The following is a 25,794-nucleotide window of genomic DNA, read 5'->3' on the forward strand; positions in this document are numbered from 1 at the left end:
TCGAGGAGTTGTTGCAATGATTAAAGTCAGCGTGATGTACCCCAACACCCCCGGTGCGCGATTCGATCACGACTACTACCGCGACACCCATCTACCGTTGCTCAAGGCCCGCATGGGCGATGCGTGCCTGTACTACACGATCGACAAGGCGCTATCTGCAGGTGCGTCCGCCATACCGGCGCCCTATATCGCGATGTGCCACATATTCTGCGAATCATTGGAAGCCTTTCAGGCTGGAATCGGCCCGCATGCCGAGGAGATCGTCGCCGATATCGCCAACTACACCGATCTGACACCGGTCAGGCAGATCAGTGAAGTGGTGGTCGGTCACTGAGCCCCGTGCCGGGCCTCCAGGCAAGCGGTCGCAACGCGATTGCGCCCGCGCTCCTTGGCACGATAAAGCTGGATGTCAGCGAGCTGCATCAGGCTGTCCAGGTCGCTGGCCTGTGATGGATAATGCGCCAGGCCGACCGACATGGTCAGTTGCAGAGTGCCTGCGCGTGTCTGCAATGACAGCGCGGCGAATTGCTGGCAGAGCAGGTTCAGCTTCTCCAGTGCTTCGTCAGGCTGGCTGCGGGGCAGCACCAGAAGAAACTCCTCCCCACCGACGCGAAAGACCGCGTCGGTCGCTCGCAAAGCACCAAGCAGAAAGCTAGCAACGCCCTTGAGCGTATCGTCACCGGCGGCATGACCGTGGGTGTCGTTCAAACGCTTGAAGTGATCGAGGTCGACCATCGCCAAGGCGATCGGGGTAGCGTCACGCTGAGCACGCGCAAGCTCCTGGGCGAAGAAATCCTGCAGATGGCGCCTGTTGAACAATCCGGTTAGCGGGTCGCGCAGCGCCTGGTTGCGTAGCGTCTCGTGCAGGCCGGAGATGGTTTCCAGCTGCTGTTCGCTAAGCGCCAGGGCCTCGGCCAGTTGCGACTGGCTGCGTTGGAATTCGGTGACATCGCGCAGGTAGAGCATCTGCCCGAGCACGACTGTTCCTTCACTCGAAACCCGGGAAATCTCACGCACACGTACCTCGAAGTACTGGCGAGCAGCGATGCTCAGCAGCTGCGGCGCGTGGCCAGCCTCTGCCTGGTGTAGCATGCCGTCCAGCTCTGCGCCGATCAGCGGCCAATCGACCAGCGCGCTACCTTGCCAATCGCGCTCCAGGTTAACCAGCCTGAGTCCGGCAGGATTCACCTCGATCACCCGGCGCTGCGGATCGATCACCAATACCGGGTCGATCAAGGCGTCGAGCAGCAGGTGGCGTGCCACCGGCAGCAGATCGAACAGCCGCAAGCCGCTGATCAGCCAGCCGAAGCCGATGAGGGCGATCGCAAAGCTGAACGGCGTCGGGTCGAAGCCGAACAGCGCCCAGCCGAAGGCGACGTAGCCGATATTGGCTAACCAGGGCGTAGTCGTCAGAACCAGGAAAACCACATAGTGCCATCGGTGCAAGCCCTTGCTCTGCGCGGCCGCGCGCAGCGTGATAGCGATGCAGAAGAGCATGAACGGATAACCATAGGCGGCGGCCAGATAGAACAGCGGGCCGTGCCGGTAGACGATCGGCGCACCGGGGTCGGAAGAGATAGGTGCACTGTCGACGCCATAGAACTGCCCGTGCCAGGGGTTGCTCAGCGACATCAACCAGAACACCACCGGCATCACCGACCAGGCGACAATCGACATGGGTCGGAGGCGGGTATGGATGTTGTTGGCGTACTGCCAGAGAAACAATGCCCAGAAGGTGGGCACACCGAGAATCGCGGGCCAGGCCATGCTCGCCCAGAACATTTTGCAGTCCGGCTGCTGGGCGCTCATCTCGAGCGCTGCAGCGCCTAGCCACCAGAGGATCGCCATGTGCAGCCAGGCAAAGGCTGCGCTACCGGCGAATCTACGCTGATGCACGACCCAGCGCGCCAACAGCGTGACGCCCAAGCCTACCAGCACGGTCATCAGTACGGGGGCTGAAACACTCCAACCTGAATTCAAGCAGGCGAACATCGGGCCGTCCTCTGGCAAATCGATACCCGGCATAGGGTTCGCGAAATTCAAGCGAGGACGATACCTGATGCGCTGCAGCGAGCAGTAGCGAAATGGTGGCGTTTCGCTTTCTTGTCGTTCGCCGCCATGGGTGCAGGCGCCGCAGTGGCTACATCTGGTCGTGGCAGGGCAGGTCGTCGGTGATATCGAACCAGGGTGCCTTGTTCGCGACGTATACGTTCCGGGTGGGTTTCACACCCGGGTCGGTATCCAGCGTTCCCAGTGGAAAGCCAAGCACTTCGGGATACTCATCGAAACGAGTGAACAGGCTCGAGCCGCACTCCGAACAGAAGGCCTTGTGCTCACCCGGCGACGACTCGTAGAACTTGATCGACTCGGCGCCACTCAGCGTCTTCCAGTCACGGCTGGCCACGCGCGCGCGGGTACGGAACGCCGCGGCATGCAACTTGCGGCACATGCTGCAATGGCAGTTAAGGACGTCGGTCAGCGGTCCGTTGATTTCGTATGTCACGCGCTTGCACAAACAGCTGCCCCGCTGGGTCATGGTCGTTGTCCTTGAACGATGATGGAGCGGGCGAGTGTAGCTGGGGATATGGTCGGTGAGCCACGCTGTCATTCATACGGCTCGCCGGGAAACTGGATCAGGCACAAACCATTGCCGAAGGGGTCGCTCAGCGTCACCAGCTTGCCCCAAGGGAAGTCACGGATGGGCGTTTCCTGGTGCGCTCCCGCGGCGACCGCTTGCTCACATGCCGTGGCGATGCCGTCCACGACAAAATCCAGATGGACTGGCGTCCAGTGCCGTCCATAGTCGCGTATGGCCTGCTGGCTGGCGGTAGCGGCCTCGCCTTCGGCATGTTCGATCAGGTAAAGCCGGCAGCAGGTACCGAGCATCTCGGCCACCGTTCCCTCGAACAGCGTGCGCGCGTGCTGTAGGCCGAGCGCGTCATGATAGAAACTGACGGCGCGATCCAGGTCGGCGACGTCTATGTTTACCAGAACCTGCATATTTCCTCCTCGTGCTTGCACTTGGATCTAGGCCGGTCCGATCTCGACCTCGCGCGGGCCGGGCGCCATGACGTCGGACAGGCTGGAACGATTGTCGCCGGAGCCAGCCATCATCACGCTGAAGCTGCCGTCGGTTTCCAACACCACAGCTTCAACCTCACCTATTGCGGCGAAACCGCTGGAACGGATGGCCGAGCGGATCTCATCCTCCGTCACGCGTGCGGCGCGCATCGCACCACTCAGCATCTGCCCCTGGTAAAACAGCAACGCCGGCTCGCCGGTCACCAGTTTGCGGACCCAGCCGGCACGGACGCTCGACCAGGTCACCAGGTACTGGAGACCGATCAGCAAGGCCAGAGCCAACGTGCCTTGCGCCAGAGATACGTTGCGGTTCAGCAGAATGGTGGCGAAGGTGGAGCCCAGCGCCACCGTGACCACCAGGTCGAAGGCGTTCATCTTCGATAGCGTGCGCCTGCCGGAAATACGTAGCAGGACGATCAGGTTGATATAGGCCAATACCCCGATTACCAGGGTTCGAAACAGGGTCGACCAACCGCTGAAAAACATACCTTCCACATCTACCTCCGTTAAGAACTGTCACAAGTAGACGTCAGGAGCAGCAGCGGGTTGCACGCCCACTTCAGGCAGAGTGCTTGCTCAACTGGTCTCCAGCGGCCGAGTCACGGGAACCAAGCACGATGTGTTCGATTGCATCTCCAGCGCGAGAAACACCATCAGCGCCGCATAAGCATCGTTGGCGGCGTAGCGCTGCTGCGCGCAGGACAAATTGTTGTTCGCCCAGTTGGAGGTAGATACGCTTCGTGACTTGCTGATGCCGACGCCCAGCACTGCCGCTACGGCGCCGCGAAGCCCGACCTGGCCTTTCTTGCCCTGATAGCGCAATGTCGAGCCGAGATCCAGGCTGTGCCGCAGTTCGATCCCAAGCCGGGTGCGCAAACGACTGCGGTCGGACGCGAGGCCGAAGCCGATCTTCAATACCTGCTCCGCTTCCAAGACCTGCCTGGCGGCTTCGAGCGCACCTGGCGTGCCCACTTGGAACAGATAAGCTTTTTGCGGCGTGGCGAACTGAATGAGGTGCGGCCCGCTGGAAATCTCACCCACCTTGAACGTGGGCTTTGACTCCGTATCGAAACCGATTTTCGAATGGCAGAGGATCTCCTCGACTGCCTGGCGAAACGCCTCGGGTGTTGCCGGGGTGACGATACGATCCAAGGCAAGGCCCTCGAAGCGGGGCAGGCTGTCGAGCTGGGTGATTTGGGGGATGCGGATGATGACGGGAACTCCACTTCAAAAAGCTGCTAATCCGCACAGCGAAAGCGGCGTGCGTTGCATTCATTAAAGCTCAAGCAGCGGTCATCATTACCGCGATCCAATCACTTCTCCCAGTTGGTCGGACAATCGAGACAGCCCGCCATATGGGTGCCTTGGAAAGTGGCGTAGTGGCGACGTGCTCCGGTCAGGGTCGCATTCGCGAGATTGGCGTCGTTAAGCTTGCCCTCCTGCAGGTTGGCATCGGTCAGATCAGCGTGATCGAGATCGGCTTTGCTCAGCCAGGCCATCTCCAGGTTGGCTGCGGTAAGGTTCGCGCCATGCATTTTCGCTCCGCTCAAGCGCGCAAATTCCAGGTTCGCCGCGGTCAGGTTAGCGCCGTCGAAGCGCGCGGCCTGGGCGAACAGCCCCCAGCCCTGAACGGCGACCAACTGGGCATCGGTCAGGATCGACAGGCGCAGGTTGGCTTGTTGCAGGCTGGCGCGGGTGAGGGTGGCGCCGGTCAGGTTGGCTTTTTCCAGGTTGGCCAGATCGAGGTTGGCATGGCGCAAGTTGGCACCGGTGAGATCGGCCCCCGCCAGATCCATCTTGCGCATGTCCTGATTGCTCAGATCGGCACCGCGCAGATCGACACGGGGACATTTGCTCTCTGGCTGGATGACACAACCGTTGATGAGCGGCGGCTGCTCGTCGTCAGCCTGCAGCGGTGCGCTGGCGAGCAGCGCGGTGAGTAGTAAAAAGCGGGACAGGTCCATGGTGGCTCCGAAATCATCGAGGGAAACGCGCAGCCATCTATCGCGATGGCCAGGGCGATGGCGGGGCGCCGTGAGAGCGCCAACCCTGCTGACGCACCGTCATCGCTATAGCGGATGGCTGGGTCAGCGCCGAGCGGTCTGGTTTTCCCACTTAGGCATACGGAAGACCCAGAACGAGCCACCCTGGGCGACCGGCTTGGTCAGCACAGCCATGTCACCGCCCCATAACGGCACCGCACCGCCGTAGCCGACTGTCACGCCGATGAACTGCTCGCCGTCCTGCTCCCAAGTGATCGGCGGCGCGATGATTCCGCTGCCGGTCTGGAATTTCCAGAGCTCCTCCCCGGTCTTCGCGTTGAAGGCCTTCAGGTAGCCGTCACCCGTGCCGGTGAACACCAGGTTGCCCTTGGTGGCGAGCACGCCGGCCCAGAGCGGCAGTGGTTCTTTGTGCTCCCAGGCGACCTTGCCGGTGGCGGGGTCCATGGCCCGCAGAATGCCGACGTGATCGTCGTACATGCGCTTGATCCGGAAACCCTGGCCGAGATAGGCGTTGCCCTTCTTGTAGCTGACTTCCTCGGTCCAGTAGTCCTCTTTCCAGTGATTGGCGGGAACGTAGAACAGGCCGGTGTCCTGGCTGTAGGCCATGGGATTCCAGTTCTTGCCACCAAGGAAGGGCGGTGAAACCTCTACCGATTTGCCGTGCGCCTCGCCGGGTTCCGGCTTTGGTGGGCGCTGACCTTCGTTCTCCACCGGCCGGCCGGTCTTGAGGTCGATGTGGCTGGCCCAGGTGATGTTGTCCACGAAGGGGAAGGCATTCTGCAGCTTACCGTCCTGGCGATTGACTACGTAGAAAAAGCCATTGCGGTCGGCGTGAGCGGTCGCCTTGATGGTTTTTCCCTCCTTGTTCTTGTAGTCGAACAAGACGAGTTCATTGTTGCCGGAGAAGTCCCAGGCATCGTTCGGCGTGTGCTGGTAGAACCACTTCACTTCACCGGTGCTGGCATCGACACCGACCTGCCCGGAGGTATAAAGGCTGTCATAGTCCTTCGGTTCGCCGCCATCGGCAGTGCGCGCCCATCCGTTCCAGGGTGCCGGGTTGCCCGCACCGACGATGATGGTGTTGGTTTCGGCATCGAAGCTCGCGCTCTGCCAAGGCGCGCCGCCACCCTGGCTCCAGGCTTCTTTCTTGCCGGTGGGCGAGTTGGGGTCATCGGGCCAGGAGGGTGCCTTGATGTCCCCGGTCGGGGTGCTGTCTTTGCCGTTGAGACGGCCCACGTGGCCTTCGACGAAGGGGCGCATCCAGACTTCCTCGCCGGTGTCCGGGTCGCGCGCGAACAGTTTGCCGACGACGCCGAACTCATCACCGGAGCTGCCATGAATCAGCAGGACCTTGCCGCTTTTCTGGTCCTTGATCAGCGTCGGCGCGCCGGTCATGGTGTAGCCCGCCCCGTGATCGCCGAACTTCTTCTTCCAGACGACCTTGCCGGTGTCCTTGTTCAACGCGACCACCTGCGCATCGAGTGTGCCGAAGTAGATCTTGTCGCCGAAGATGGCCGCTCCGCGATTGACCACGTCGCAGCACGGGCGGATATCGGCCGGCAGCCGATGCGCGTAGCTCCAGAGGCGCTTGCCGGTGCGTGCGTCGAGCGCAAAGACCCGCGAGTAGGAGCCGGTCACGTAGATGACACCGTCATGCACGATGGCCTGGGATTCTTGGCCCCGCTGCTTCTCGTCACCGAAGGAAAACGACCAAGCGGGTGTCAGCTTGAAGACGTTTTCGTCGTTCACCTGGGCCAGCGGGCTCCAGCGCTGGGCATTGGTGCCCATGCCGTACTGCAGTACGTTGCCGGTCGAAAGGTGGTCGTTGGCGATGTCTTCCCACGTCACGTTCTTGGCATATGACATACCCGTGGATGTGAGGCTGGCAGCCAGCACGGCAATGGCGAGAGGGCGTCTGCTGCCCAGGGTTGCTCTTGTTGTCATGGTTGGTTTCCCTTGGTCGATTCGAACGAGGCCGGGCGCTGCGCTCACGATGCGGTTGTGTGCGGTGAGCGACCGGCCAGGCGAATCGATTATTGGAAGGCGGCCTCGGCGGCTGATACGGAAAAGCTCCCGCTGATTCAGGGAAAATTTCCCAATCAGCCTGTGTTTTCGAGCCGCTACATCGGTGTTGCGCGAAGGCGTCAAGAGGCCCTACTACCAAGGGAGTAGGCGCAGGCAACCAAAGCACCATTCTGCCGTTGAGGCTCAAACTCCAAGATGACCACCATGCGCTCCGACTGGGGTTGCCTTGCTCAGGTATTCGAAATTAACGGTGGTAGTCATGAACAATAAAATCGCACTGCGCGCTCTCTTCGCTGCTGGTCTGCTGGGCTTTACAGGCATGGCTCTGGCCCACGGCGACGTAACACCACAGAAAGTCGAAACCAAGGGATTGACCACCCTGGGCGAAGAGTGGGTCGACGAGAATCCTTACCGCGCGCCCAGCGAAGATCACGACAAGGCCGTCGAGATCGGTGCATCCGCCTACAACCAGAACTGCGCTCGGTGTCATGGTCTCGAGGCGATTTCCGGGGGTATCGCACCCGACTTGCGTGATCTGGAGGCCAGCTACGACGGAGATGAATGGTTCAAGGAGCGCGTGATCAACGGTGCGGTTCGTGACGGCGCCGTCTATATGCCGCGCATGGCCGACTACCTCAGCCAGGAAGCGCTCTGGGCGATCCGGACCTACATTGAAAGCGAAGCTGCCAAGCGGTGATCGCCATGCGCCAGTTGCTAGCTGTCCTGTGCCTGTCGCTGTGGTGCGCGCTGGCGCAGGCCGGGGTGACGAAGGTGCGCGCCTACGACGACATCATCGCCTCGGGCGTGCTCAAGGTGGCGATGTACGAGAACTTCCCGCCCTACAGCTTCATGGACAATGGCAAGCCGAGCGGGGTCGATGTGGATCTCGCTAATACCCTGGCCAAGGCACTCGGGCTGAAGGTCGAGGTGCTCTGGGTCACACCCGGCGAAACCTTGGATGACGACCTGCGCAACTTCATCTGGAAAGGCCACTACCTGCGGCCGGACATTCTGGCCGACGTGATGATTCGTGTGCCCTATGACCGTGAATACGCCGTCAAGCGCAATGACGTGGGCGAGCTGGTCAACGAACAGGTGGTGATGTTCGGTCCCTATCAGCGCGAGCGTTGGCAGTCAGCGTACGACGATCGACGGCTGGACGAACTGTCGAGCGTCGGTGTGCTGCGTTTCCACCCGGTTGGCGTCGAAATCGAGAGCGTGCCCTCGTTCTACCTATCCTCGGTTTTCAACGGCAGCATCGCTAAAATGCTCCATCATTACCCGACGGCGCAGGCCGCATTCTCGGCGATGCAGGCCGGTGAGGTGGACGCGACCATGGCCATGCGCGGCGAGATCGACTGGATGCTCAAGCAGGCTGGCGACCAACATCTGAAAGCGGCCGACAATGCCTACCCGAACATGGGCCGTCAGGCCTGGGATCTCGGCATGGCGGTGCACGAGTCCAACCGTCAGCTGGCCTATGCGCTGGAAGGTGAACTGGAAGGGCTGATCGAGGATGGCAGCGTCGAACAAGTGTTCAACCGCTACGGTCTGCGTTACGAGCTGCCCGAGCTATATAAGGCCGAGTAACCGAACTGGGCTCGACGCGGTGTTGAGGGCCGCGTCGAATGCTGATTCGTTCAACCGAACCACCTCCGCCAAGCCGGCGAAAAATACGATTTCTTTACGCCACTTGCGTGCCTCTGCAATCGAATCTTTACATCCCCCGCTCAGACAATCTCCGTACCGCATAGACGCGTAAAACGGAGTTTTCCCATGTCCTTCCTTGACGGCCTCTCGCTGAGCTTGGCCATCATGCTGTTCCTCTACCTGTCGTCGGCGCTGCTTCGCGCCGACCGCAGCTAGGAGGGCTCATGCACGCCAACGACTACTGGCTGATCGCGACCTTTTTTACTCTTGTGCTGGTACCTGCGCCCTGGCTGGGGAGCTATCTGTTCCGAGCCATGGAGGGTGAGCGTACCTGGCTGACGCCGGTGCTCGAGCCGGTCGAGCGGCTCTGCTATCGCGCCGCCGGCATCGATCCCGAGCGAGAACAGGACTGGAAACACTACAGCCTGGCCTTGCTGGCGTTGACCGCCGCGAGCCTGATGGCGCTGTTCGCGATCCTGATGGGGCAGGGCAACCTGCCGCTCAATCCGCAAGGTGTGGCCGGCATGGACTGGCCGCTGGCCTTGAACACGGCGGTCAGCTTCGTCACTAACACCAACTGGCAGGCCTATAGCGGCGAGGCTCAGCTGAGCTACTTCAGCCAGATGCTCGGCCTCGGCGTGCAGAATTTCATCAGCCCGGCGGTCGGCCTGGCGGTGCTGGTGGTGTTCTGCCGGTCGCTCACGCGCCGTTCCTCGAAGGAAGTTGGCAATTTCTGGGTCGACCTGACCCGCGCCGTGCTGTACGGCTTGCTTCCGCTGAGCCTAATGCTGGCGCTGTTGTTGGTCTGGCAGGGCGTTCCACAGAGCTTTGCTAGCTACGTCCACGTGACGACCCTGCAGGGCGCCGACCGGACCATACCCCTGGGGCCGGCCGCGAGCCAGATCGCGATCAAGCAGATGGGCACCAATGGCGGCGGCTTCTTCGGCGTGAACTCGGCGCATCCCTTCGAGAACCCGACGGCCTGGAGCAACCTGTTCGAGGTGGTTTCGATCATCCTGATTCCCGCGGCCCTGGTGTTCATGTTCGGGCATTACGTGCGTGATCTGCGCCAGAGCCGTGCGATCCTCGGCTGCATGCTGCTGGTGTTCGTCCTCGGGCTCGGCATCACGCTGGTGGCCGAGCATCAGCCCAACCCGGCGCTGGCAGGCCTGGCAATCGAGCAGGGTGGCTCGCTGGAGGGCAAGGAGAGCCGCCTGGGTATCGCCGCGTCGGCGCTCTGGGCTACCGCCACCAGTGCGGCCTCGAACGGCTCGGTCAATGCCATGCACGACAGCTTCAGCCCGCTGGGCGGCATGGTGCCGCTGGTCAACATGATGCTCGGCGAGATCATCTTTGGCGGCGTCGGCGCGGGACTCTACGGCATGCTGCTGTTCGTCCTGATCACAGTTTTCCTGGCGGGCCTGATGATCGGCCGCACGCCTGAATATCTGGGCAAGAAGCTCGAAGTGCGGGAAGTCCGGCTGCTGGTGGCGACACTGCTGGTGATGCCGGTCGGCGTGCTGGTCCTGGTCGCCCTGGGGGTCAGCCTGTCCGGCCCGGCAGCGTCGATCGGCAACCCGGGGCCACACGGCCTCAGTCAGATCCTCTATGCCTACACCTCCGGCACCGGCAACAACGGCTCGGCCTTCGCCGGGTTCGGCGCCGACACGACCTATCACGACCTGATGATCGCGTTCGCCATGCTGCTTGGCCGCTTCGGCTACATCCTGCCGGTGCTGGCGATTGCCGGCAGCATAGCGGCGAAGAACCGCGCGCCGGTGGATGCCAACAGCTTTCCCACCCACGGGCCGCTGTTCGTGGTGCTGCTGACTTTGGTGATCCTGGTGGTCGGCGGGTTGACCTTCCTGCCCGCGCTGGCGCTGGGACCGATCGCCGAACACTTCTCCCTTCTGCAAGGCCTCTGAGGATCGTCACGATGACTACCCATCAAACGGCACTCGACAGTGCCCAGCAGCCAACCTCCACGTCGTTCGCCGCGCTGTGCACACCGGCGTTGCGCCAGGCATTCGTCAAGCTCAACCCGCGCAGTCTGGCACGTTCGCCGGTGATGCTGGTGGTCGAGCTCACCGCTATCCTGACCACGGCGCTGTGTCTGGTGCCGGACAGCGCGGTGAGCACCAGTGTCGCGGTACAGATCGCGCTCTGGCTGTGGTTCACCGTGCTGTTCGCCAATTTTGCCGAAGCACTGGCCGAAGGCCGGGGCAAGGCCCGTGCCGACAGCCTCAAGGCCGGTTCCGATGGTCTCGCCGCCCGGTTGCGGACCGAGTCGGGAGACTACCAGAGCGTGCCGGCCAGCCACTTGCGCCGCGGTGACGTGGTACGTGTCGAGGCCGGTGAGCTGATCCCGGGCGACGGTGAAGTCATCGAGGGCATCGCCGCGGTGAACGAAGCGGCTATCACCGGCGAGTCGGCGCCGGTGATCCGCGAATCCGGCGGTGATCGCTCGGCCGTGACCGGCAATACGCGGGTGGTTTCGGACTGGTTACTGGTGAGGATAACCAACAATCCGGGTGAGTCCACGCTGGATCGGATGATTGCTCTGGTCGAAGGGGCGAAGCGCCAGAAGACGCCCAACGAGGTGGCCCTGGACGTGCTGCTGGTCGGGTTGACACTGATCTTCCTGCTGGTGGTTGCCACGCTGCAGCCGTTCGCCCGGTTTGCCGGTGGCGACCTGCCACTGGTCTATCTGGTGGCGCTGCTGGTCACGCTGATTCCGACCACCATCGGCGGCTTGCTCTCGGCCATCGGTATCGCCGGCATGGATCGCCTGGTGCGGCTCAACGTCATTGCCAAGTCGGGGCGTGCCGTCGAGGCTGCCGGCGACGTGCAGGTCCTGCTGCTGGACAAGACCGGGACTATCACCTTTGGCAACCGCCGTTGTACCGCCATGGTCAAGGCGCCGGGGGTTACCGCCACCGAACTGTCCTGGGCGGCGCTATTGTCATCCCTGGCTGACGACACGGCCGAAGGCAAATCCATCGTCGAGTACTTGCGGACCCTGTCGCCGGCGGAAGAACCCAAAGGCGAGGAGATCAGCCCGATCCCGTTCACTGCTGAAACCCGGCTCTCCGGCACCGATCACGAAGGACGACGCTACCGCAAGGGCGCGGTGGATGCGGTGCTGGCCCATCTGGGCATCGACCGCGAGCAGGTGCCGCCGGTGTTGGTGAGGGAAATCCAATCCATTGCCCAGAGCGGCGGCACACCGTTGCTGGTGTGTGCCGATGATCGTTTACTCGGCGCGATTCATCTCAAGGATGTGGTCAAGCCGGGTATCCGCGAGCGGTTCGCAGAGCTCCGCCAGTTGGGCATACGCACCGTGATGGTCACCGGCGACAATCCGCTGACAGCCGCCGCCATTGCGGCCGAGGCGGGGGTCGACGACGTGATCGCTGAAGCGACGCCGGAAAAGAAGCTGCAGCGGATTCGTCAGGAACAGGCCGAAGGTAAGATGGTCGCCATGTGCGGCGATGGCGCCAATGACGCACCGGCACTGGCCCAGGCCGATGTCGGCATGGCGATGAACGATGGTACCCAGGCAGCACGCGAGGCCGCGAACCTGGTGGACCTGGATTCTGACCCGACCAAGCTGCTGGATGTGGTACAGGTTGGTAAACAGTTGCTGGTGACCCGCGGCGCGTTGACCACCTTTTCCATCGCCAACGACGTGGCGAAGTACTTTGCGATCCTTCCGGCGCTGTTTATCGGCGTTTATCCGCAGCTCTCCGCGCTGAACGTGATGCACCTCCACAGCTCGGCCAGCGCGATCCTGTCGGCCATCGTCTTCAACGGGCTGATCATCGTCGGGCTGATTCCGCTCGCCCTGCGTGGGGTGAACGTCAAGGCTGCGGATTCGGCCAGCCTGCTGCGCCGCAACCTGCTGGTCTACGGTGTCGGAGGCCTCGTGGCCCCGTTCCTGGGCATCAAGCTGATCGATCTTTTTCTCACCTCGGTCGGCCTGGTCTGACTTTGCTGCGTCGGGATCGGCGCGACCTCAGGAGATAACACATGCTCAAGCACATTCGTCCGGCGATCGCCGCGCTGCTACTGATGAGTCTGATTACCGGGATCCTGTATCCCTTGACGGTTACTGCAGTAGCGCAGCTGGTCTTTGCCGACCAGGCTAACGGCAGCCTGGTGCGTGACGCATCCGGCCAGATTCGAGGCAGCACGCTACTGGCGCAGCCATTCGATGGGCCGCAATGGTTCCAGCCACGGCCATCGGCCGCCGACTACGCGACGGTAGCCAGCGGCGCAAGCAACCTGGCCCCGAGTAACCCGCAACTGCTCGAACAAGTGCGCGCAAACGCCAGCCGCTGGAACGCCACCCCCGACCAGCCGGTGCCAATGGAGCTGGTCACCACCTCCGGTAGCGGTCTGGATCCGAACTTGACCTTGGCCGCGGCGCGTTACCAGCTGCCACGTGTCGCTGCGGCCCGTAGACTGGCATCAGCACAGCTGGAGCAGCTGATCCAGGCCAACCTCGAAGCGCCGTTGGTAGGGCCGGCAGTGGTCAACGTGCTGGCTCTGAACCTCGCGATGGCGGAAAATCGCTGGCCCGAACGAGACGAGTGAGCCGAATGAGCGATGCCCCGCACGCCGATGCCTTGCTGGATGACCAGCCCCACCAGGGGCAAGGCCGACTCAAGGTGTTTCTCGGCGCGGCGCCCGGCGTGGGCAAGACCTACGCCATGCTGCAGGCGGCGCAGAGACAATTGCGCCTCGGCAGACAGGTGCTGGCCGGCGTGGTCGAGTCGCACGGCCGAGCTGACACCGAAGCGCTGCGGGTGGGGGTGCCGGAACAACCGCTGACCCGCAGCGACTATCGCGGAGTGACGCTGGAAGAGATGGACCTGGAAGGGTTGTTACAGATACGTCCGGGTCTGGTTCTGGTCGATGAGCTCGCCCACAGCAACGTCCCTGGCAGCCGTCACAGCAAGCGCTGGCAGGACGTGCTGGAGTTGCTCGAGGCGGGCATCGACGTTTACACCACGGTCAACGTGCAGCATCTGGAAAGCCTCAACGATCAAGTCCGTACGATCACCGGCGTGCAGGTGCGGGAAACGGTTCCGGACTGGGTCCTGCACAACGCCGACGAAATCCTGCTGATCGACCTGCCTCCGCGTGAATTGCTTGAGCGCTTGCGCGAAGGCAAGGTCTACGTGCCGGAGCAGGCGCGGGCGGCAATCGATGCCTTTTTTACCCAGACCAACCTGACCGCGCTGCGCGAGCTGGCCATGCAGACCGCGGCGGCACGCGTGGATGCAGATCTGCTGCGGCGCTCGCGAAGCCTGGGCGAAACGGCGCCGGTCGTGCGCGGCCGCTTGCTGGTGGGGATCGACGGCGACGCATCCGCCGAAGGCCTGGTGCGCCACGCCGCCCGCGTGGCGGAGCGGCGGCATCTGCCCTGGTCGGTAGTCCACGTCAGCAATGGCACCAGTCGCGGCGAGATGCAGTTGGGCTTTCTTCAGTCCGCCCAGCAACTTGCCGAACGTCTCGGTGGCGAGGTAGTCGAGTTGCGGGGCGAGCACATCGCGCGAACACTGCTGGAGCATGCGACCGAGCGGCTGGCCACGGTGATGCTGGTCGGCAGCAGCCAGGGTATGCGCAAGGCATGGAGCCTGTGGTCTAGGCGCACCCTTGCCGAACAGCTCATCAGGGCAGGACAGGGGCTGGAAGTCAGCGTCCTTTCCCAGCAACCGGTCCATGCGATGAGCACCGCAGCGACCAAGGTACCCTTCGACTGGCGCAACTACCTGCTCGCTGCCATGGCGACGGGCGTCGCCACCGCTGTGGCATTGCTGCTGTCGCGCTACCTCGAGTTGCCGAATGTGTCCCTGGTGTTTCTCTCCGCCGTACTGGTGGTCGCCGTGCGCAGCAGCCTTGGCCCGGCGTTGGCCTGTGCTGGCGCCTCCTTTCTGCTGTACGACTTTCTGTTCATCCCGCCCACCTTCACCTTTATCGTGGCGCGGCAGGAAGACGTGCTCACGCTGCTATTCTTCCTGCTGATGGCGGTGCTGACCGGTAACCTAGCCAGCCGTCAGCGCCGGCAGTATCAGGCGTTGCGCCAGACCCAGACGGAAACCGCAGCCTTGCTCAATCTCTCGCGCCAGCTCAGTGCCGCCACCGATGTGCAGGCGGTCGGTGTCGCGGCGGTGCGTCAGTTGCAGCAGCTGCGCGGGGTGCAGGCGGTGGTCGTCACGCGCGGCAAGGATGCGCAATGGTTGTTCAACGGCGACATGCAGGTGCTCGCCGAGCAGGAGCAGGCGGCGGCCGACTGGGCCTGGCGGCGTGGCCAGCCCGCCGGGCAGGGCACCGATACGTTGCCGAGCGGCCACTGGTGGTGGCTGCCGCTGAATGGCGAGACGCGCGCCCTCGGCCTGCTTGGCATCCGGCAGACCCATGCGGGGCGACCGCAAACGCGTCGGCTGATCGCCGCGCTCGCCCATCCGCTGGCGCAGGCATTGCAACGCGCGATGCTGGCCGAAGAGCTGGAAGCCGCTCGTTTGCATGGACAAACCGAGGAGTTGCGCAGCGCCTTGCTGGCCTCCGTCTCCCACGATCTGCGCACGCCGCTGACCGCCATGCGCGGCTCCATCGACAGCCTGGCGACGCTGGGTGGAAGCATGAGCGAAGCCGATCGGCAGGAACTGCTGGACGCGACCCGGGACGAGGCCGAGCGGCTGGATCGCTATATCCAGAATCTGCTCGATATGACCCGCCTGGGGCACGGCGGCCTGAAACTGATCCGCGACTGGACCACACCGGATGATATCGTCGCCAGCGCACTGCAGCGTCTTCAGCGTGTGCTCGCTGAGCTGAAGCTGGAGGTGTCGATCCCCGATTCGCTGCCGTTGCTCTATGTCCATCCAGCGCTGATCGAGCAGGCGCTGGTCAACGTGCTGGAGAACGCCGCGCGCTTTTCGCCGCCACAGGGACGCTTGCGGGTGGAGGTTGAGGTGGATGCCGATCACCTGCGTTTCATCGTCAGCGACGAAGGGCCGGGCGTGCCCGAGGCCGAGCGCGTGCGAATCTTCGACATGTTCTACACCGCCGCGCGCGGCGACCGGGGCGGTCCGGGAACCGGCCTTGGCCTGGCTATCTGCCAGGGCATGATCGGCGCCCATGGAGGCCGCGTCTCGGTCGGCGATGGCCTCGACGGTCACGGCGCCAGTGTCGTTCTGGAGCTGCCGTTGCAACCTCAACCGGAATTCGAAAAGGACCGCTCTTGAGCCAGCAAGCCAGTCTGTTGGTCATTGACGACGAGCCGCAGATCAGAAAATTCCTGCGCATCAGCCTCGGTTCTCAGGGCTATCGCGTGCTGGAAAGCGCGACCGGTGTCGAAGGCCTGGCGCGTGCGGCGCTTGAGAAGCCCGACCTGGTGGTGCTCGATCTGGGCCTGCCAGACATGGATGGCCAGAAGGTATTGCGCGAGCTGCGTGAATGGAGCCAGGTGCCGGTGCTGGTGTTGTCGGTACGTGCCAGCGAAGCGGAAAAGGTCACCGCGCTCGATGGTGGCGCCAACGATTACGTCACCAAACCCTTCGGTATTCAGGAATTTCTCGCCCGCGTCCGCGCACTGTTGCGCCAGGCGTCGGGCCAGGAATCGGTGCTGAGCCAGGTGGTGTCCGGCCCCTTGTGCATCGACTTTGCCTTCAGGCGGGTGAGCCTCGACGGCCAGGAGGTCAGCCTGACCCGCAAGGAGTACGCCGTGCTGGCGGAGCTGGGCCGATATCTCGGCCGTGTGGTCACGCAACAGCAGCTATTGAAGGATATCTGGGGGCCGAGTCACAGCGGCGATACCCATTATTTGCGCGTGGTGGTTGGGCACCTGCGGCGCAAGCTTGGGGATGATCCCGCGGCGCCGCGATTCATCGTCACGGAGGCCGGTGTCGGTTATCGGCTGACGGCCGAGGTCTGACCGCTGCCTCGGCAGCGGCCGATGCGCCGGGGAATCCAGCGGCCTGCACAGTCAGGCATCGCGCACTCGTGGATGGACGAAAAACCACACCGCCAGCGGCGTGGCGATCACCATCACACCCAATCCCAGCGCTGTCACCGCCACCGGCAGGCCGTAATGATCAGCAATCCAGCCCGCGCCGAGCAGGGGCACAATGCTGCCGACGTAGCCGCACACCAAATAGGTCGAGATCAGTCCGGAGCGCTCGGCCGAGCTGGCGATGCGGTTGACCATGCTAATGCCCGCTAGCAGGCACAGGCCATGCCCGGTTGCCGTTGCGCAGACCCCGATGATGAATACGGTTGGCGAGCCGAGCTTGAAGTTGAGTACGAGCATGGCGTTGCTGAGTGCCACTGCTAGCAGACCGAGCAGGCCGCACCAACGCAGGCTAATCCGTGCGCATGCCAGCTGCGTAATGGCCGAAGCCAGCAGAATGACCCCGATGGACGTCCCGCTCACCACCGGACCGTGCCAGGGAATCATCTTTTCCAGAAACAATGGGGCCATGGATGCATAAAGCCCGAACACGCCGAACGCGAAGAACGGGCAGGCACAGGTCAGCAGGAAGGCCAGCGAATCGCTGCGCTTCGCCCAGGCCAAGCGCGGGATGAAGGCTCGCCAATCGAGCACTGCGTCCGCGTTAGCCTCGTGGTGCTTCAAATGCACGCGCATCAAGGCATAGACGGCCAGCACCCCGAGCGCTAACGAAGGCAGGTATGTGACCGTCAGCGGGTGCGGCATCCACTGGCCGATAACGCCGCCGGTCAAGGGCCCGAGCCCGAAACCGAAGGCGAGCAGGAAGCTGGTGAGGGTGGAAATACGCTGCGAGGCGCCGTCACGGGAGATCTGCACCAGGCCCACCGAGGCGCTGGTGACGATCAAACTCGAGGACAGGCCTACCGCGAAGCGACCGATATTCAGACTCGGCAGATTCCACGCCAGCATCGTCAGCAAGGTGCCACCCCAGCCGAGCAGCAGGCCCGCCAGCATCACGCGGCGAAACCCCAGCGTGTCGGACAGCCGCCCCATGAACAGCAGCCCGGCGAGTGCACCGAGCATGTAGATCACGTAAATCAGCGAGACGTCGCTGGTGCGCAGCTGCCAGGCCTGCTGATAGAGCGGGTACAGCGGTGAAATGAGCGCGGTGCCCATGACGCCGACACACATGGCGAAACAGACCCAGGGAAACGCTGGCCATCGTTGCTTCATTGCTCATCCTGCGGCAAATGATCGGGACCTGCCGATACCGCTCCCCCGCGCCTCGTCATGGCACCCACAGCGCTGCGCGGTGCTGCGCTCAGGCACCGCCCCGACCGCGGTTCGGTGCGGCAGCGATCACCTGGCGAAAACGAAAAGCGTCAGCGCCCGCTGGGCCTGCTGACGTTGAAAAGAGGCGGAGCCTGAGGGGTATCCGGCACGACAGGCCGACGATTATCGCAGGATTGGATCGTCGCCGCGCTCCTCCAGCCAATCGTCACGGCTGGGCGCCGCTTCCTCGCCGCCCATGCGGTGGATGATACTGAAATAGTCCTGCTTGAACCGGTCCTGCATGATGTCGCTGCGCGAGCGAACCCGCACGGCATAGATGCTCTGGACGTTCTGATGGTCGAAGCCGCGCCAGTACTGGTCATCCTTGAGCAGGCTGTAATGGTGTTCCTCCAGCGCGGAGATGATCTTTTCGCTGTCCAGGCTCCCGGCTCGCTGAACGGCCGCGGCCCACTCTCGAACGACGCTGTAGGCCGAGGCGGTGGTGCTGTCCGGGTAGCGTTGATGCTGGGCAATGTAGGCGTCAACGAAGGCCTGGCCATCAGCGCTCTTGACCAACGCAGGCACCTGCCAGGTCCAGGCGGTGGTACCGATGACATGCTCCATGACCTGCGGGCCGGCTTGCTCGACGATGCTGCTAGTCAGGTTGGGCACGATGATCTGCATTCGCCGATCGAGGCGCATGTCGTGCGCGAGACGCATCATCTGCACCAGGTCCTGCCCGAGCAGCACGACGACCAGCACGTCGGCGTTGCTGGCGGCCGCCTTGTTCAAGGCCGCGAGATATTCGTCATGCCGCGCGCCCCTGACGCTGATGCGGCTGAAACCGTGGCGCGCACGATCGCGGCTGCGAGTGGCTTCGCGTAGCGCCTGCTCCATGCTGTGGCCCCAGCTGTCATCGAGGCAGATGTAGTGATAACGGCGGTTGGGCAGGTGCCAGCTGAGGTACTCGCCTAGCACGCGCGCGCTCATCCAGGCGCTGTTGGTTTCGCGGAACAGGTAGCGTTGCCCATCGCGGCCGGTGATGGCGTTGGCGTAGGCCAGCGTCGGAAAGAACAACAGGCCCAGCTCGCGCGCCCGTTGCCCTGCGGCGATGGCTTCCTCGCTGGTGGCACCTCCGAAGGCCATGGAAACACCCTGAGCGGCGAAGCGATCGATGTTGGCACTGGCCTTTTCATCGCGTGCCGCCGAATTGTGGCTGAGCAGCTCCAGCGGCCTGCCGAGCACGCCACCCTCGCGATTGATGTCGTCGACAGCGAGCAGGGCGCCGCGACGCAACTCGAGACCTTCGCTTTTGTAGTTGCCGGTACTCGGGTAGTTCAAGCCGATACGAATCGCTGGCGCCGCCTGGCTTTCAGCGGCCAGCATCAGGAGAAAGATAAGGAACAGGGAACGACACATGGCTCATGTCCTTGTGAGCTGAGGAACCACTTTTTTACGGACTGTGATCGTCGCGAGGAATTGTCTTTTTGGGCCCCTGGGTTGCGACTTCGGTGTCGGGTCCCGCCCGGCCAGGGCCTTCCAACGCCGAGTTGGCGCGGCCTACGTGGCGGTATTGCTACCAAGGGAGGAGGAAAATGGGTACTGCGTGCAATTGTTGGCAAAGGGCCTGCAACGAAGAATCGGCAGCAGACCGGGAAAACTTCCCGGCGACGATAACAATGAACCCGTAGAGGTAGCCGCAATGAAGCACACCGGTCTTCGCAAGCCCTTCGCCCTGACCGCGCTATGCGCCGCCATGGCGATGTCCAGCGTGTCGGCTTGGGCAGTCACTGATCAGGATATTCTCAATGACGCCAAGTCCACCGATCAGATCGTAACCAACGGCCTGGGCCCGCAGGGGCAGCGCTACAGTCAACTGGACAAACTGAACACCGAAAACGTCAGCCAACTTCGCCCGGTCTGGGGCTTTTCCCTCGGCGGTGAGAAGCAGCGTGGGCAGGAAGCGCAGCCGCTGGTCAAAGACGGTGTGATGTATCTGACCGGCTCCTATTCACGTGTTTTTGCCGTGGATGCCCGTACCGGCAAGGAACTCTGGCAATACGATGCGCGCCTGCCCGACGGCATCATGCCTTGCTGTGACGTGATCAACCGCGGTGTCGCGCTGTATGGCGACCTGGTGATCTTCGGCACCCTGGATGCCAAGTTGGTGGCGTTGAACAAGGACACTGGCAAGGTCGTCTGGAAAAAAACCGTCGCTGATTACAAGGCGGGCTACTCGATTTCCGCCGCGCCCATGATCGTCAAGGGCAAGGTCATCACCGGCCTGGCGGGCGGCGAATTCGGTGTTGTCGGCATGATCCAGGCGTTCGACGCCAAGAATGGTGAGCTGGTGTGGACCCGTCCGACCGTGGAAGGGCACATGGGCTACGTGATGAAGGACGGCAAGAAGGTCGAGAATGGCATCTCCGGCGGTGAAGCCGGCAAGACCTGGCCGGGCGACCTGTGGAAAACCGGCGGCGCCGCGCCCTGGCTGGGCGGCTACTACGATCCGGATACCGATTCGCTGCTGTTCGGCACCGGCAACCCGTCACCGTGGAACTCGCACCTGCGCCCGGGCGACAATCTCTTCTCGTCTTCGCGTCTGGCGCTCGACCCGAACGACGGCTCGATCAAGTGGCACTTTCAGTCCACGCCGCATGACGGCTGGGACTTCGACGGCGTGAACGAGCTGGTTTCGTTCGACTATCAGGACGGCGGCAAGACCATCAAGGCCGCCGGCACCGCCGACCGTAACGGCTTCTTCTACGTGCTCGACCGCACCAACGGCAAGTTCATCCGTGGTTTCCCGTTCGTCGACAAGATCACCTGGGCCAAGGGCCTGGATAAGGACGGTCGCCCGGTTTACGACGATGCCAACCGTCCGGGCGCGCCAGGCGATGCGGACAAGGGCAAGTCGGTGTTCGTCGCGCCGTCATTCCTTGGCGGCAAGAACTGGATGCCGATGGCTTACAGCCAGGACACCGGGCTGTTCTACGTACCATCCAACGAGTGGGGCATGGACATCTGGAACGAAGGCGTCGCCTACAAGAAGGGCGCAGCCTATCTGGGCGCTGGGTTCACCATCCATCCGCTGAACGAGGAATACATCGGTGTGCTGCGCGCCATCGACCCGAAGACCGGCAAGGAAGTCTGGCGCTACAAGAACTACGCGCCGCTCTGGGGGGGTGTGCTGGCAACCAAGGGTAACCTGGTGTTCACCGGCAATCCGGAAGGCTACCTGATGGCATTCGATGCCAAGACCGGCAAGAAACTCTACGAGTTCAACACCGGCTCTGGCGTGATCGGTTCGCCGATCACCTGGGAAATGGACGGCGAGCAGTACGTCTCCGTGCTTTCCGGTTGGGGTGGTGCTGTCCCGCTGTGGGGCGGTGAAGTCGCCAAGCGCATCAAGGACTTCAACCAGGGCGGCATGGTCTGGACGTTCAAATTGCCGAAGGACCAGGTCGTAGCCAAGCGTTGATCTTCGGCTCCAAACGAATGGCCGGCTGCTAACAGCCGGCCTTTTTGTTTTTACGGATCGGTTAACTACAGCGCCGCGCAATCCAGTGGCCTGACGTTCCATACGGCTTCGATTGCCTCAGGCGAAGAGGTTAGCCGAACACGAGAGACATACGGCCTGTCCGCCCTTGCTTAGGCTCAATCCCGACTGCCCGCGGGGAGCCACACTCCACGGTTTCATGAGTGAAAAATGGCTCTGGACGACGCCTGAATCACTCTCAGGGCGCTGGCCAGCGCCGTTGGCATCTACTACCAAATGAGGAGTTCTCCGCTGCCATGGGTGCATACCGTAGGCCTGAGCGCGCTGCCTAAGATCGGTCCATGCCCTGTGCACCTTCCGGCGCAGGCTCTGACAAGCAGAGAAAGAGAGGCCCATCATGATCTACGCCCAACCCGGTACCGCAGGCGCCGTCATTTCCTTCAAACCGCGTTACGGCAACTTCATCGGCGGCGAATTCGTGCCGCCGGTCAAGGGTGAGTATTTCGTCAACACCTCGCCAGTCAACGGTGAAGTGATCGCCGAGTTCCCGCGCTCCGGCGCGGAGGATGTGGAGAAGGCCCTGGATGCCGCACATGCCGCTGCCGATGCCTGGGGCAAGACATCGGTACAGGACCGCGCGCTGATTCTGCTGAAGATCGCCGATCGCATCGAAGCCAACCTGGAACAGCTGGCCATCGCCGAGACCTGGGACAATGGCAAGGCCGTGCGTGAAACCCTGAATGCCGACGTGCCGCTGGCTGCCGATCACTTCCGTTACTTCGCTGGCTGCATCCGCGCCCAGGAAGGCAGCGCCGCCGAGATCAACGAGCACACCGCGGCCTATCACTTCCATGAGCCGCTGGGTGTGGTCGGTCAGATCATTCCTTGGAACTTCCCGCTGCTGATGGCCGCCTGGAAGCTGGCGCCGGCCTTGGCCGCTGGTAACTGCATCGTGCTCAAGCCTGCCGAGCAGACGCCGCTGTCAATCATGGTCTTCGCCGAGCTGATTGGTGACCTGTTGCCGCCGGGTGTGTTGAACATCGTCCAGGGCTTTGGCCGGGAAGCAGGGCAGGCGCTGGCGACCAGCACCCGCATTGCCAAGATCGCTTTCACCGGTTCTACCCCGGTGGGCTCGCACATCATGCGCTGCGCCGCTGAGAACATCATTCCGAGCACCGTGGAGCTGGGCGGCAAGAGCCCGAACATCTTTTTCGAAGACATCATGAATGCTGAACCCGCGTTCATCGAGAAAGCCGCTGAGGGTCTGGTACTGGCCTTCTTCAACCAGGGCGAAGTTTGCACCTGCCCGTCGCGTGCCCTGATTCAGGAGTCGATCTTCGAGCCCTTCATGGAAGTGGTGATGAAGAAGATCAAGGCGATCAAGCGTGGCAATCCGCTGGACACCGACACCATGGTCGGCGCCCAGGCGTCCGAGCAGCAGTTCGACAAGATTCTTTCATACATGGAGATCGCACAGCAGGAAGGCGCGCAGATCCTCACCGGCGGTGCCGCCGAGAAGCTCGAAGGTGGTCTGGCTTCCGGGTACTACGTGCAGCCGACTCTGATCAAGGGCCACAACAAGATGCGCGTATTCCAGGAAGAGATCTTCGGGCCCGTGGTCGGCGTGGCGACCTTCAAAGACGAGGCCGAAGCACTGGCGATCGCCAACGATACCGAGTTCGGCCTGGGCGCCGGCGTCTGGACTCGCGACATCAACCGTGCCTACCGCATGGGCCGTGGCATAAAGGCTGGCCGCGTCTGGACCAACTGCTACCACCTGTATCCTGCGCATGCGGCGTTCGGCGGCTACAAGAAGTCGGGTGTCGGCCGCGAAACCCACAAAATGATGCTCGATCACTATCAGCAGACCAAGAACCTGCTCATCAGCTACGACATCAACCCGCTGGGCTTCTTCTAAGCCGCGGGGATCGACCTCGGAGGACCCGGCGCGTTCGCTCCAGCGCGCCGGCATCATTTGCTCGCACCTGAGTGCGGGGATCACAGGCTGACTGGGTGCGGCCTCAGTGGTTCGTCAACGCAGCGCGGCCTTCTGGCCGCGTTTTTTTTTGGCTCCGCGATAAGCCGCAATCCGGCGTTTCGCGACCGCTCGTGGCGGTGCATGGGGCGCGTACCGGAGCTGTTGTGTCGATGCCTGCGGCAGATCCGTCTGGGACCTGCCTCGTCAGTGGTGCGCTGACCTCGACGCTGCCCTGAGCGGCGCGAGCGGTCGCCAAGGGCTCTACGATAGCCTTTCCGACGAATTAAAGAAGGTGTTAGGTCCAAGTGCCAGGCACTACCAAGGCAGCGTGTTGTCTCCTTCCAAAGTACCATTCTGCTTTCTGCTGACATGGGTGCTTAATGGGGCCGTCGGGATAATCCGTCAGCCAATAAGAAGAGGATCGAGCCATGTGGACCAAACCCGCTTTCACTGACCTACGTATCGGTTTCGAAGTCACCATGTACTTCGCTAATCGCTGAGTTATCCGCCCCGGCTCAGGTCGGGGTTTTCGTTTTCAGGGAGCTGCCCATGTTCATCCAGATTCTCGGTTCGGCTGCTGGCGGCGGCTTTCCTCAATGGAACTGCAACTGTGCCAATTGCGCAGGATTGCGCGCCGGTACCATACGCGCGCACGCCCGTACCCAATCGTCCATCGCCATCAGCGACGACGGCGAACACTGGATACTTTGCAACGCATCACCGGATATCCGTGTCCAGCTGGAATCCTTTCCGAAACTGCAGCCAGCCCGTGCACCGCGCGACACCGCAATTGGCGCCATCGTCCTGCTGGACAGCCAGATCGATCACACCACCGGACTGCTGACACTGCGCGAAGGCTGTCCGCACGAAGTCTGGTGTACCGAGATGGTCCATCAGGACCTCAGCACCGGTTTTCCCCTGTTCAAGATGCTCGAACACTGGAACGGTGGCCTGCGCTGGAACCCCATTGCGCTGGAAGGCAGCTTCCGTATACCGGCCTGCCCGAATCTTCGAATCACGCCGATCCCGCTACGCAGCTCGGCGCCTCCCTACTCGCCGCACCGCAACGATCCACATCCGGGCGACAACATCGGCCTGCTGATCGACGATGAAAAAACCGGCGGTACGCTGTTCTACGCCCCGGGTCTGGGCAAGGTCAGCGCCGAGTTGCTGGAGATCATGCGTGGCGCCGATTGCCTGCTGGTCGACGGCACCCTTTGGCGCGATGACGAAATGCTCATGCGTGAAGTCGGCACCAAGCTCGGCACCGAAATGGGTCATCTTCAGCAGAGCGGCCCCGGCGGCATGATCGAGGTGCTCGATGGCATGCCTGCTGCGCGCAAGATCCTCATCCACATCAACAACACCAATCCGATCCTCGATGAAAGCTCCCCCGAGCGAGCGGAGTTGGACGCGCATGGAATCGAAGTCTCGTTCGATGGGATGAGCATCGAGCTGTAACACGAGCGGCGCTCGGCACCCCGTCGCTGATGCACGCCGGGCTCTGCCCGGGGCGAACAACCCGTACAACATGCGTAAGGAAGCTCCATGACCCTGCCAGCCATGACCCGTTCCGAGTTCGAGCAGGCGCTGCGCGCCAAGGGCGACTACTACCATATCCATCACCCGTTCCACCGCGCCATGTACGAAGGCCGGTCGACCCGCGAGCAAGTCCAGGGCTGGGTTGCGAACCGCTTCTACTATCAGGTGTGTATACCGGTGAAGGACGCCGCGATCATGGCCAACTGCCCGGATCGCGAGACTCGCCGCGAGTGGATCCAACGCATCATCGATCACGATGGTACGCCGGGCGAAGAGGGCGGTATCGAGGCGTGGCTGCGACTGGCCGAAGCGGTGGGGTTGGATCGTGAGCAGGTGCTGTCCCAGGAACTGGTGCTGCCCGGTGTACGTTTCGCCGTCGATGCCTATGTCAATTTCGCCCGGCGCGCCGTCTGGCAGGAGGCGGCCAGCAGCTCCCTCACCGAGCTGTTCGCGCCGACGATCCATCAGTCACGTCTGGATGCCTGGCCGCAGCACTACAGCTGGATTGATGCGTCCGGCTACGACTACTTCCGCAAGCGTCTGAAGGAGGCGCGCCGCGACGTCGAGCACGGCTTGCGCATTACTCTTGATCACTACAAGACTCGAGAAAGCCAGGAACGCATGCTGAACATTCTTCAGTTCAAACTCGACGTACTCTGGAGCATGCTGGATGCCATGAGCATGGCCTATGAACTGGACCGCCCGCCGTACCACACGGTGACCAGCGAGCGTGTGTGGCATCGCGGGATCACCTTGTAACGGCCATGCGCAGGGTAGGAGTGAGCTC

General features: G+C 62.6%; 23 protein-coding genes. 14 read left to right on the plus strand and 9 right to left on the minus strand.

The window, feature by feature from the left end; genetic code table 11:
* The first annotated feature begins 16 nt into the window (after positions 1-16).
* Positions 17-334, plus strand: coding sequence for an EthD family reductase (locus UF78_RS09865; RefSeq protein ID WP_045161992.1), 318 nt, complete (start codon positions 17-19; stop codon positions 332-334).
* On the opposite strand, the gene UF78_RS09870 is transcribed toward UF78_RS09865, so the two are convergent.
* The 7 genes from UF78_RS09870 to exaA all read right to left on the minus strand — a co-directional run bounded on the left by UF78_RS09870 (position 328) and on the right by exaA (position 7,028).
* Positions 328-1,992 (minus strand): histidine kinase N-terminal 7TM domain-containing diguanylate cyclase, encoded by a 1,665-nt coding sequence (locus UF78_RS09870; protein WP_045162076.1) that lies wholly within the window; start codon positions 1,990-1,992, stop codon positions 328-330. The genes UF78_RS09865 and UF78_RS09870 overlap by 7 nt on opposite strands.
* A gap of 148 nt (positions 1,993-2,140) precedes the next feature.
* Positions 2,141-2,536, minus strand: coding sequence for a GFA family protein (locus tag UF78_RS09875; protein WP_045161993.1), 396 nt, complete (start codon positions 2,534-2,536; stop codon positions 2,141-2,143).
* 68 nt (positions 2,537-2,604) lie between these two features.
* Entirely contained in the window at positions 2,605-3,000 is a 396-nt protein-coding gene (locus UF78_RS09880; RefSeq protein ID WP_045161994.1) for a VOC family protein, read from the minus strand.
* A 27-nt stretch (positions 3,001-3,027) separates the two neighbouring features.
* Positions 3,028-3,576, minus strand: a complete 549-nt coding sequence (locus UF78_RS09885) for a DUF421 domain-containing protein (RefSeq protein WP_045161995.1) — start codon at positions 3,574-3,576, stop codon at positions 3,028-3,030.
* Between the two features lie 81 nt (positions 3,577-3,657).
* On the minus strand, positions 3,658-4,233 hold the full coding sequence (locus tag UF78_RS09890; RefSeq protein WP_336434155.1) for a 3'-5' exonuclease: 576 nt from the start codon (positions 4,231-4,233) through the stop codon (positions 3,658-3,660).
* Positions 4,234-4,394: 161 nt separating this feature from the next.
* Positions 4,395-5,045: a pentapeptide repeat-containing protein gene (locus tag UF78_RS09895; protein ID WP_045161998.1), complete on the minus strand. Its 651-nt coding sequence runs from the start codon at positions 5,043-5,045 to the stop codon at positions 4,395-4,397.
* Positions 5,046-5,168: 123 nt separating this feature from the next.
* Positions 5,169-7,028, minus strand: a complete 1,860-nt coding sequence (exaA, locus tag UF78_RS09900; protein WP_045161999.1) for a quinoprotein ethanol dehydrogenase — start codon at positions 7,026-7,028, stop codon at positions 5,169-5,171.
* Positions 7,029-7,368: 340 nt separating this feature from the next.
* On the opposite strand from exaA, the gene pedF reads away from it, so the two are divergent.
* The 8 genes from pedF to UF78_RS09935 all read left to right on the plus strand — a co-directional run bounded on the left by pedF (position 7,369) and on the right by UF78_RS09935 (position 16,701).
* Complete coding sequence (gene pedF / locus UF78_RS09905; protein ID WP_045162000.1) at positions 7,369-7,806, plus strand: cytochrome c-550 PedF; 438 nt, start codon at positions 7,369-7,371, stop codon at positions 7,804-7,806.
* A gap of 5 nt (positions 7,807-7,811) precedes the next feature.
* On the plus strand, positions 7,812-8,699 hold the full coding sequence (locus UF78_RS09910) for a substrate-binding periplasmic protein (protein ID WP_155397620.1): 888 nt from the start codon (positions 7,812-7,814) through the stop codon (positions 8,697-8,699).
* Between the two features lie 186 nt (positions 8,700-8,885).
* Positions 8,886-8,975: a potassium-transporting ATPase subunit F gene (locus tag UF78_RS22585; RefSeq protein ID WP_080890582.1), complete on the plus strand. Its 90-nt coding sequence runs from the start codon at positions 8,886-8,888 to the stop codon at positions 8,973-8,975.
* 8 nt (positions 8,976-8,983) lie between these two features.
* Positions 8,984-10,684 (plus strand): potassium-transporting ATPase subunit KdpA, encoded by a 1,701-nt coding sequence (kdpA, locus tag UF78_RS09915; RefSeq protein WP_045162001.1) that lies wholly within the window; start codon positions 8,984-8,986, stop codon positions 10,682-10,684.
* An 11-nt stretch (positions 10,685-10,695) separates the two neighbouring features.
* A complete protein-coding gene (gene kdpB, locus UF78_RS09920; RefSeq protein WP_045162002.1) occupies positions 10,696-12,747 on the plus strand; it encodes a potassium-transporting ATPase subunit KdpB in 2,052 nt (683 codons plus the stop codon).
* A gap of 41 nt (positions 12,748-12,788) precedes the next feature.
* On the plus strand, positions 12,789-13,355 hold the full coding sequence (gene kdpC, locus UF78_RS09925; protein ID WP_045162003.1) for a potassium-transporting ATPase subunit KdpC: 567 nt from the start codon (positions 12,789-12,791) through the stop codon (positions 13,353-13,355).
* Between the two features lie 5 nt (positions 13,356-13,360).
* Positions 13,361-16,012, plus strand: coding sequence for a sensor histidine kinase (locus UF78_RS09930; RefSeq protein WP_045162004.1), 2,652 nt, complete (start codon positions 13,361-13,363; stop codon positions 16,010-16,012).
* Complete coding sequence (locus tag UF78_RS09935; RefSeq protein ID WP_045162005.1) at positions 16,009-16,701, plus strand: response regulator; 693 nt, start codon at positions 16,009-16,011, stop codon at positions 16,699-16,701. Before UF78_RS09930 ends, UF78_RS09935 begins: the two co-directional genes overlap by 4 nt.
* Positions 16,702-16,752: 51 nt before the next feature.
* Here UF78_RS09935 and UF78_RS09940 read toward each other — a convergent pair whose 3' ends face one another.
* Positions 16,753-17,949, minus strand: coding sequence for an MFS transporter (locus UF78_RS09940; protein ID WP_045162006.1), 1,197 nt, complete (start codon positions 17,947-17,949; stop codon positions 16,753-16,755).
* A gap of 222 nt (positions 17,950-18,171) precedes the next feature.
* Complete coding sequence (locus UF78_RS09945) at positions 18,172-19,407, minus strand: ABC transporter substrate-binding protein (RefSeq protein ID WP_045162008.1); 1,236 nt, start codon at positions 19,405-19,407, stop codon at positions 18,172-18,174.
* Positions 19,408-19,690: 283 nt separating this feature from the next.
* On the opposite strand from UF78_RS09945, the gene UF78_RS09950 reads away from it, so the two are divergent.
* From UF78_RS09950 to pqqC, 5 genes are all read left to right on the plus strand, one after another.
* Positions 19,691-21,469 carry a PQQ-dependent methanol/ethanol family dehydrogenase gene (locus UF78_RS09950; RefSeq protein ID WP_045162010.1) on the plus strand — a complete coding sequence of 593 codons (1,779 nt, stop codon included), beginning with the start codon at positions 19,691-19,693 and terminating at the stop codon, positions 21,467-21,469.
* Positions 21,470-21,884: 415 nt separating this feature from the next.
* The gene (gene exaC / locus UF78_RS09955) at positions 21,885-23,405 is read left to right on the plus strand and encodes an acetaldehyde dehydrogenase ExaC (protein ID WP_045162012.1); all 1,521 of its coding nucleotides are present in this window, start codon (positions 21,885-21,887) and stop codon (positions 23,403-23,405) included.
* A 488-nt stretch (positions 23,406-23,893) separates the two neighbouring features.
* Positions 23,894-23,965: a pyrroloquinoline quinone precursor peptide PqqA gene (gene pqqA, locus UF78_RS22590; RefSeq protein WP_003253598.1), complete on the plus strand. Its 72-nt coding sequence runs from the start codon at positions 23,894-23,896 to the stop codon at positions 23,963-23,965.
* Positions 23,966-24,014: 49 nt separating this feature from the next.
* Positions 24,015-24,926 (plus strand): pyrroloquinoline quinone biosynthesis protein PqqB, encoded by a 912-nt coding sequence (gene pqqB / locus UF78_RS09960; protein WP_045162014.1) that lies wholly within the window; start codon positions 24,015-24,017, stop codon positions 24,924-24,926.
* Positions 24,927-25,013: 87 nt separating this feature from the next.
* Positions 25,014-25,766: a pyrroloquinoline-quinone synthase PqqC gene (gene pqqC / locus UF78_RS09965; protein ID WP_045162016.1), complete on the plus strand. Its 753-nt coding sequence runs from the start codon at positions 25,014-25,016 to the stop codon at positions 25,764-25,766.
* Positions 25,767-25,794 lie beyond the last annotated feature (28 nt).

The sequence above is a fragment of the Stutzerimonas stutzeri genome, from assembly GCF_000952685.1.
GTDB classification, from domain to species: Bacteria; Pseudomonadota; Gammaproteobacteria; order Pseudomonadales; family Pseudomonadaceae; genus Stutzerimonas; species Stutzerimonas stutzeri_E.

What these genes read in the sequence shown, in the direction of transcription:
- UF78_RS09940 (WP_045162006.1), bottom strand. Translation starts at nt 17,949, where the DNA reads ATGAAGCAACGATGGCCAGCGTTTCCCTGGGTCTGTTTCGCCATGTGT.
- UF78_RS09865 (WP_045161992.1), top strand. Translation starts at nt 17, where the DNA reads ATGATTAAAGTCAGCGTGATGTACCCCAACACCCCCGGTGCGCGATTC.
- UF78_RS09950 (WP_045162010.1), top strand. Translation starts at nt 19,691, where the DNA reads ATGAAGCACACCGGTCTTCGCAAGCCCTTCGCCCTGACCGCGCTATGC.
- UF78_RS09945 (WP_045162008.1), bottom strand. Translation starts at nt 19,407, where the DNA reads ATGTGTCGTTCCCTGTTCCTTATCTTTCTCCTGATGCTGGCCGCTGAA.
- pedF (WP_045162000.1), top strand. Translation starts at nt 7,369, where the DNA reads ATGAACAATAAAATCGCACTGCGCGCTCTCTTCGCTGCTGGTCTGCTG.
- kdpC (WP_045162003.1), top strand. Translation starts at nt 12,789, where the DNA reads ATGCTCAAGCACATTCGTCCGGCGATCGCCGCGCTGCTACTGATGAGT.
- pqqB (WP_045162014.1), top strand. Translation starts at nt 24,015, where the DNA reads ATGTTCATCCAGATTCTCGGTTCGGCTGCTGGCGGCGGCTTTCCTCAA.
- UF78_RS09875 (WP_045161993.1), bottom strand. Translation starts at nt 2,536, where the DNA reads ATGACCCAGCGGGGCAGCTGTTTGTGCAAGCGCGTGACATACGAAATC.
- UF78_RS09870 (WP_045162076.1), bottom strand. Translation starts at nt 1,992, where the DNA reads ATGTTCGCCTGCTTGAATTCAGGTTGGAGTGTTTCAGCCCCCGTACTG.
- UF78_RS09895 (WP_045161998.1), bottom strand. Translation starts at nt 5,045, where the DNA reads ATGGACCTGTCCCGCTTTTTACTACTCACCGCGCTGCTCGCCAGCGCA.
- exaA (WP_045161999.1), bottom strand. Translation starts at nt 7,028, where the DNA reads ATGACAACAAGAGCAACCCTGGGCAGCAGACGCCCTCTCGCCATTGCC.
- kdpB (WP_045162002.1), top strand. Translation starts at nt 10,696, where the DNA reads ATGACTACCCATCAAACGGCACTCGACAGTGCCCAGCAGCCAACCTCC.
- pqqC (WP_045162016.1), top strand. Translation starts at nt 25,014, where the DNA reads ATGACCCTGCCAGCCATGACCCGTTCCGAGTTCGAGCAGGCGCTGCGC.
- UF78_RS22585 (WP_080890582.1), top strand. Translation starts at nt 8,886, where the DNA reads ATGTCCTTCCTTGACGGCCTCTCGCTGAGCTTGGCCATCATGCTGTTC.
- UF78_RS09910 (WP_155397620.1), top strand. Translation starts at nt 7,812, where the DNA reads ATGCGCCAGTTGCTAGCTGTCCTGTGCCTGTCGCTGTGGTGCGCGCTG.
- UF78_RS09880 (WP_045161994.1), bottom strand. Translation starts at nt 3,000, where the DNA reads ATGCAGGTTCTGGTAAACATAGACGTCGCCGACCTGGATCGCGCCGTC.
- UF78_RS09930 (WP_045162004.1), top strand. Translation starts at nt 13,361, where the DNA reads ATGAGCGATGCCCCGCACGCCGATGCCTTGCTGGATGACCAGCCCCAC.
- exaC (WP_045162012.1), top strand. Translation starts at nt 21,885, where the DNA reads ATGATCTACGCCCAACCCGGTACCGCAGGCGCCGTCATTTCCTTCAAA.
- kdpA (WP_045162001.1), top strand. Translation starts at nt 8,984, where the DNA reads ATGCACGCCAACGACTACTGGCTGATCGCGACCTTTTTTACTCTTGTG.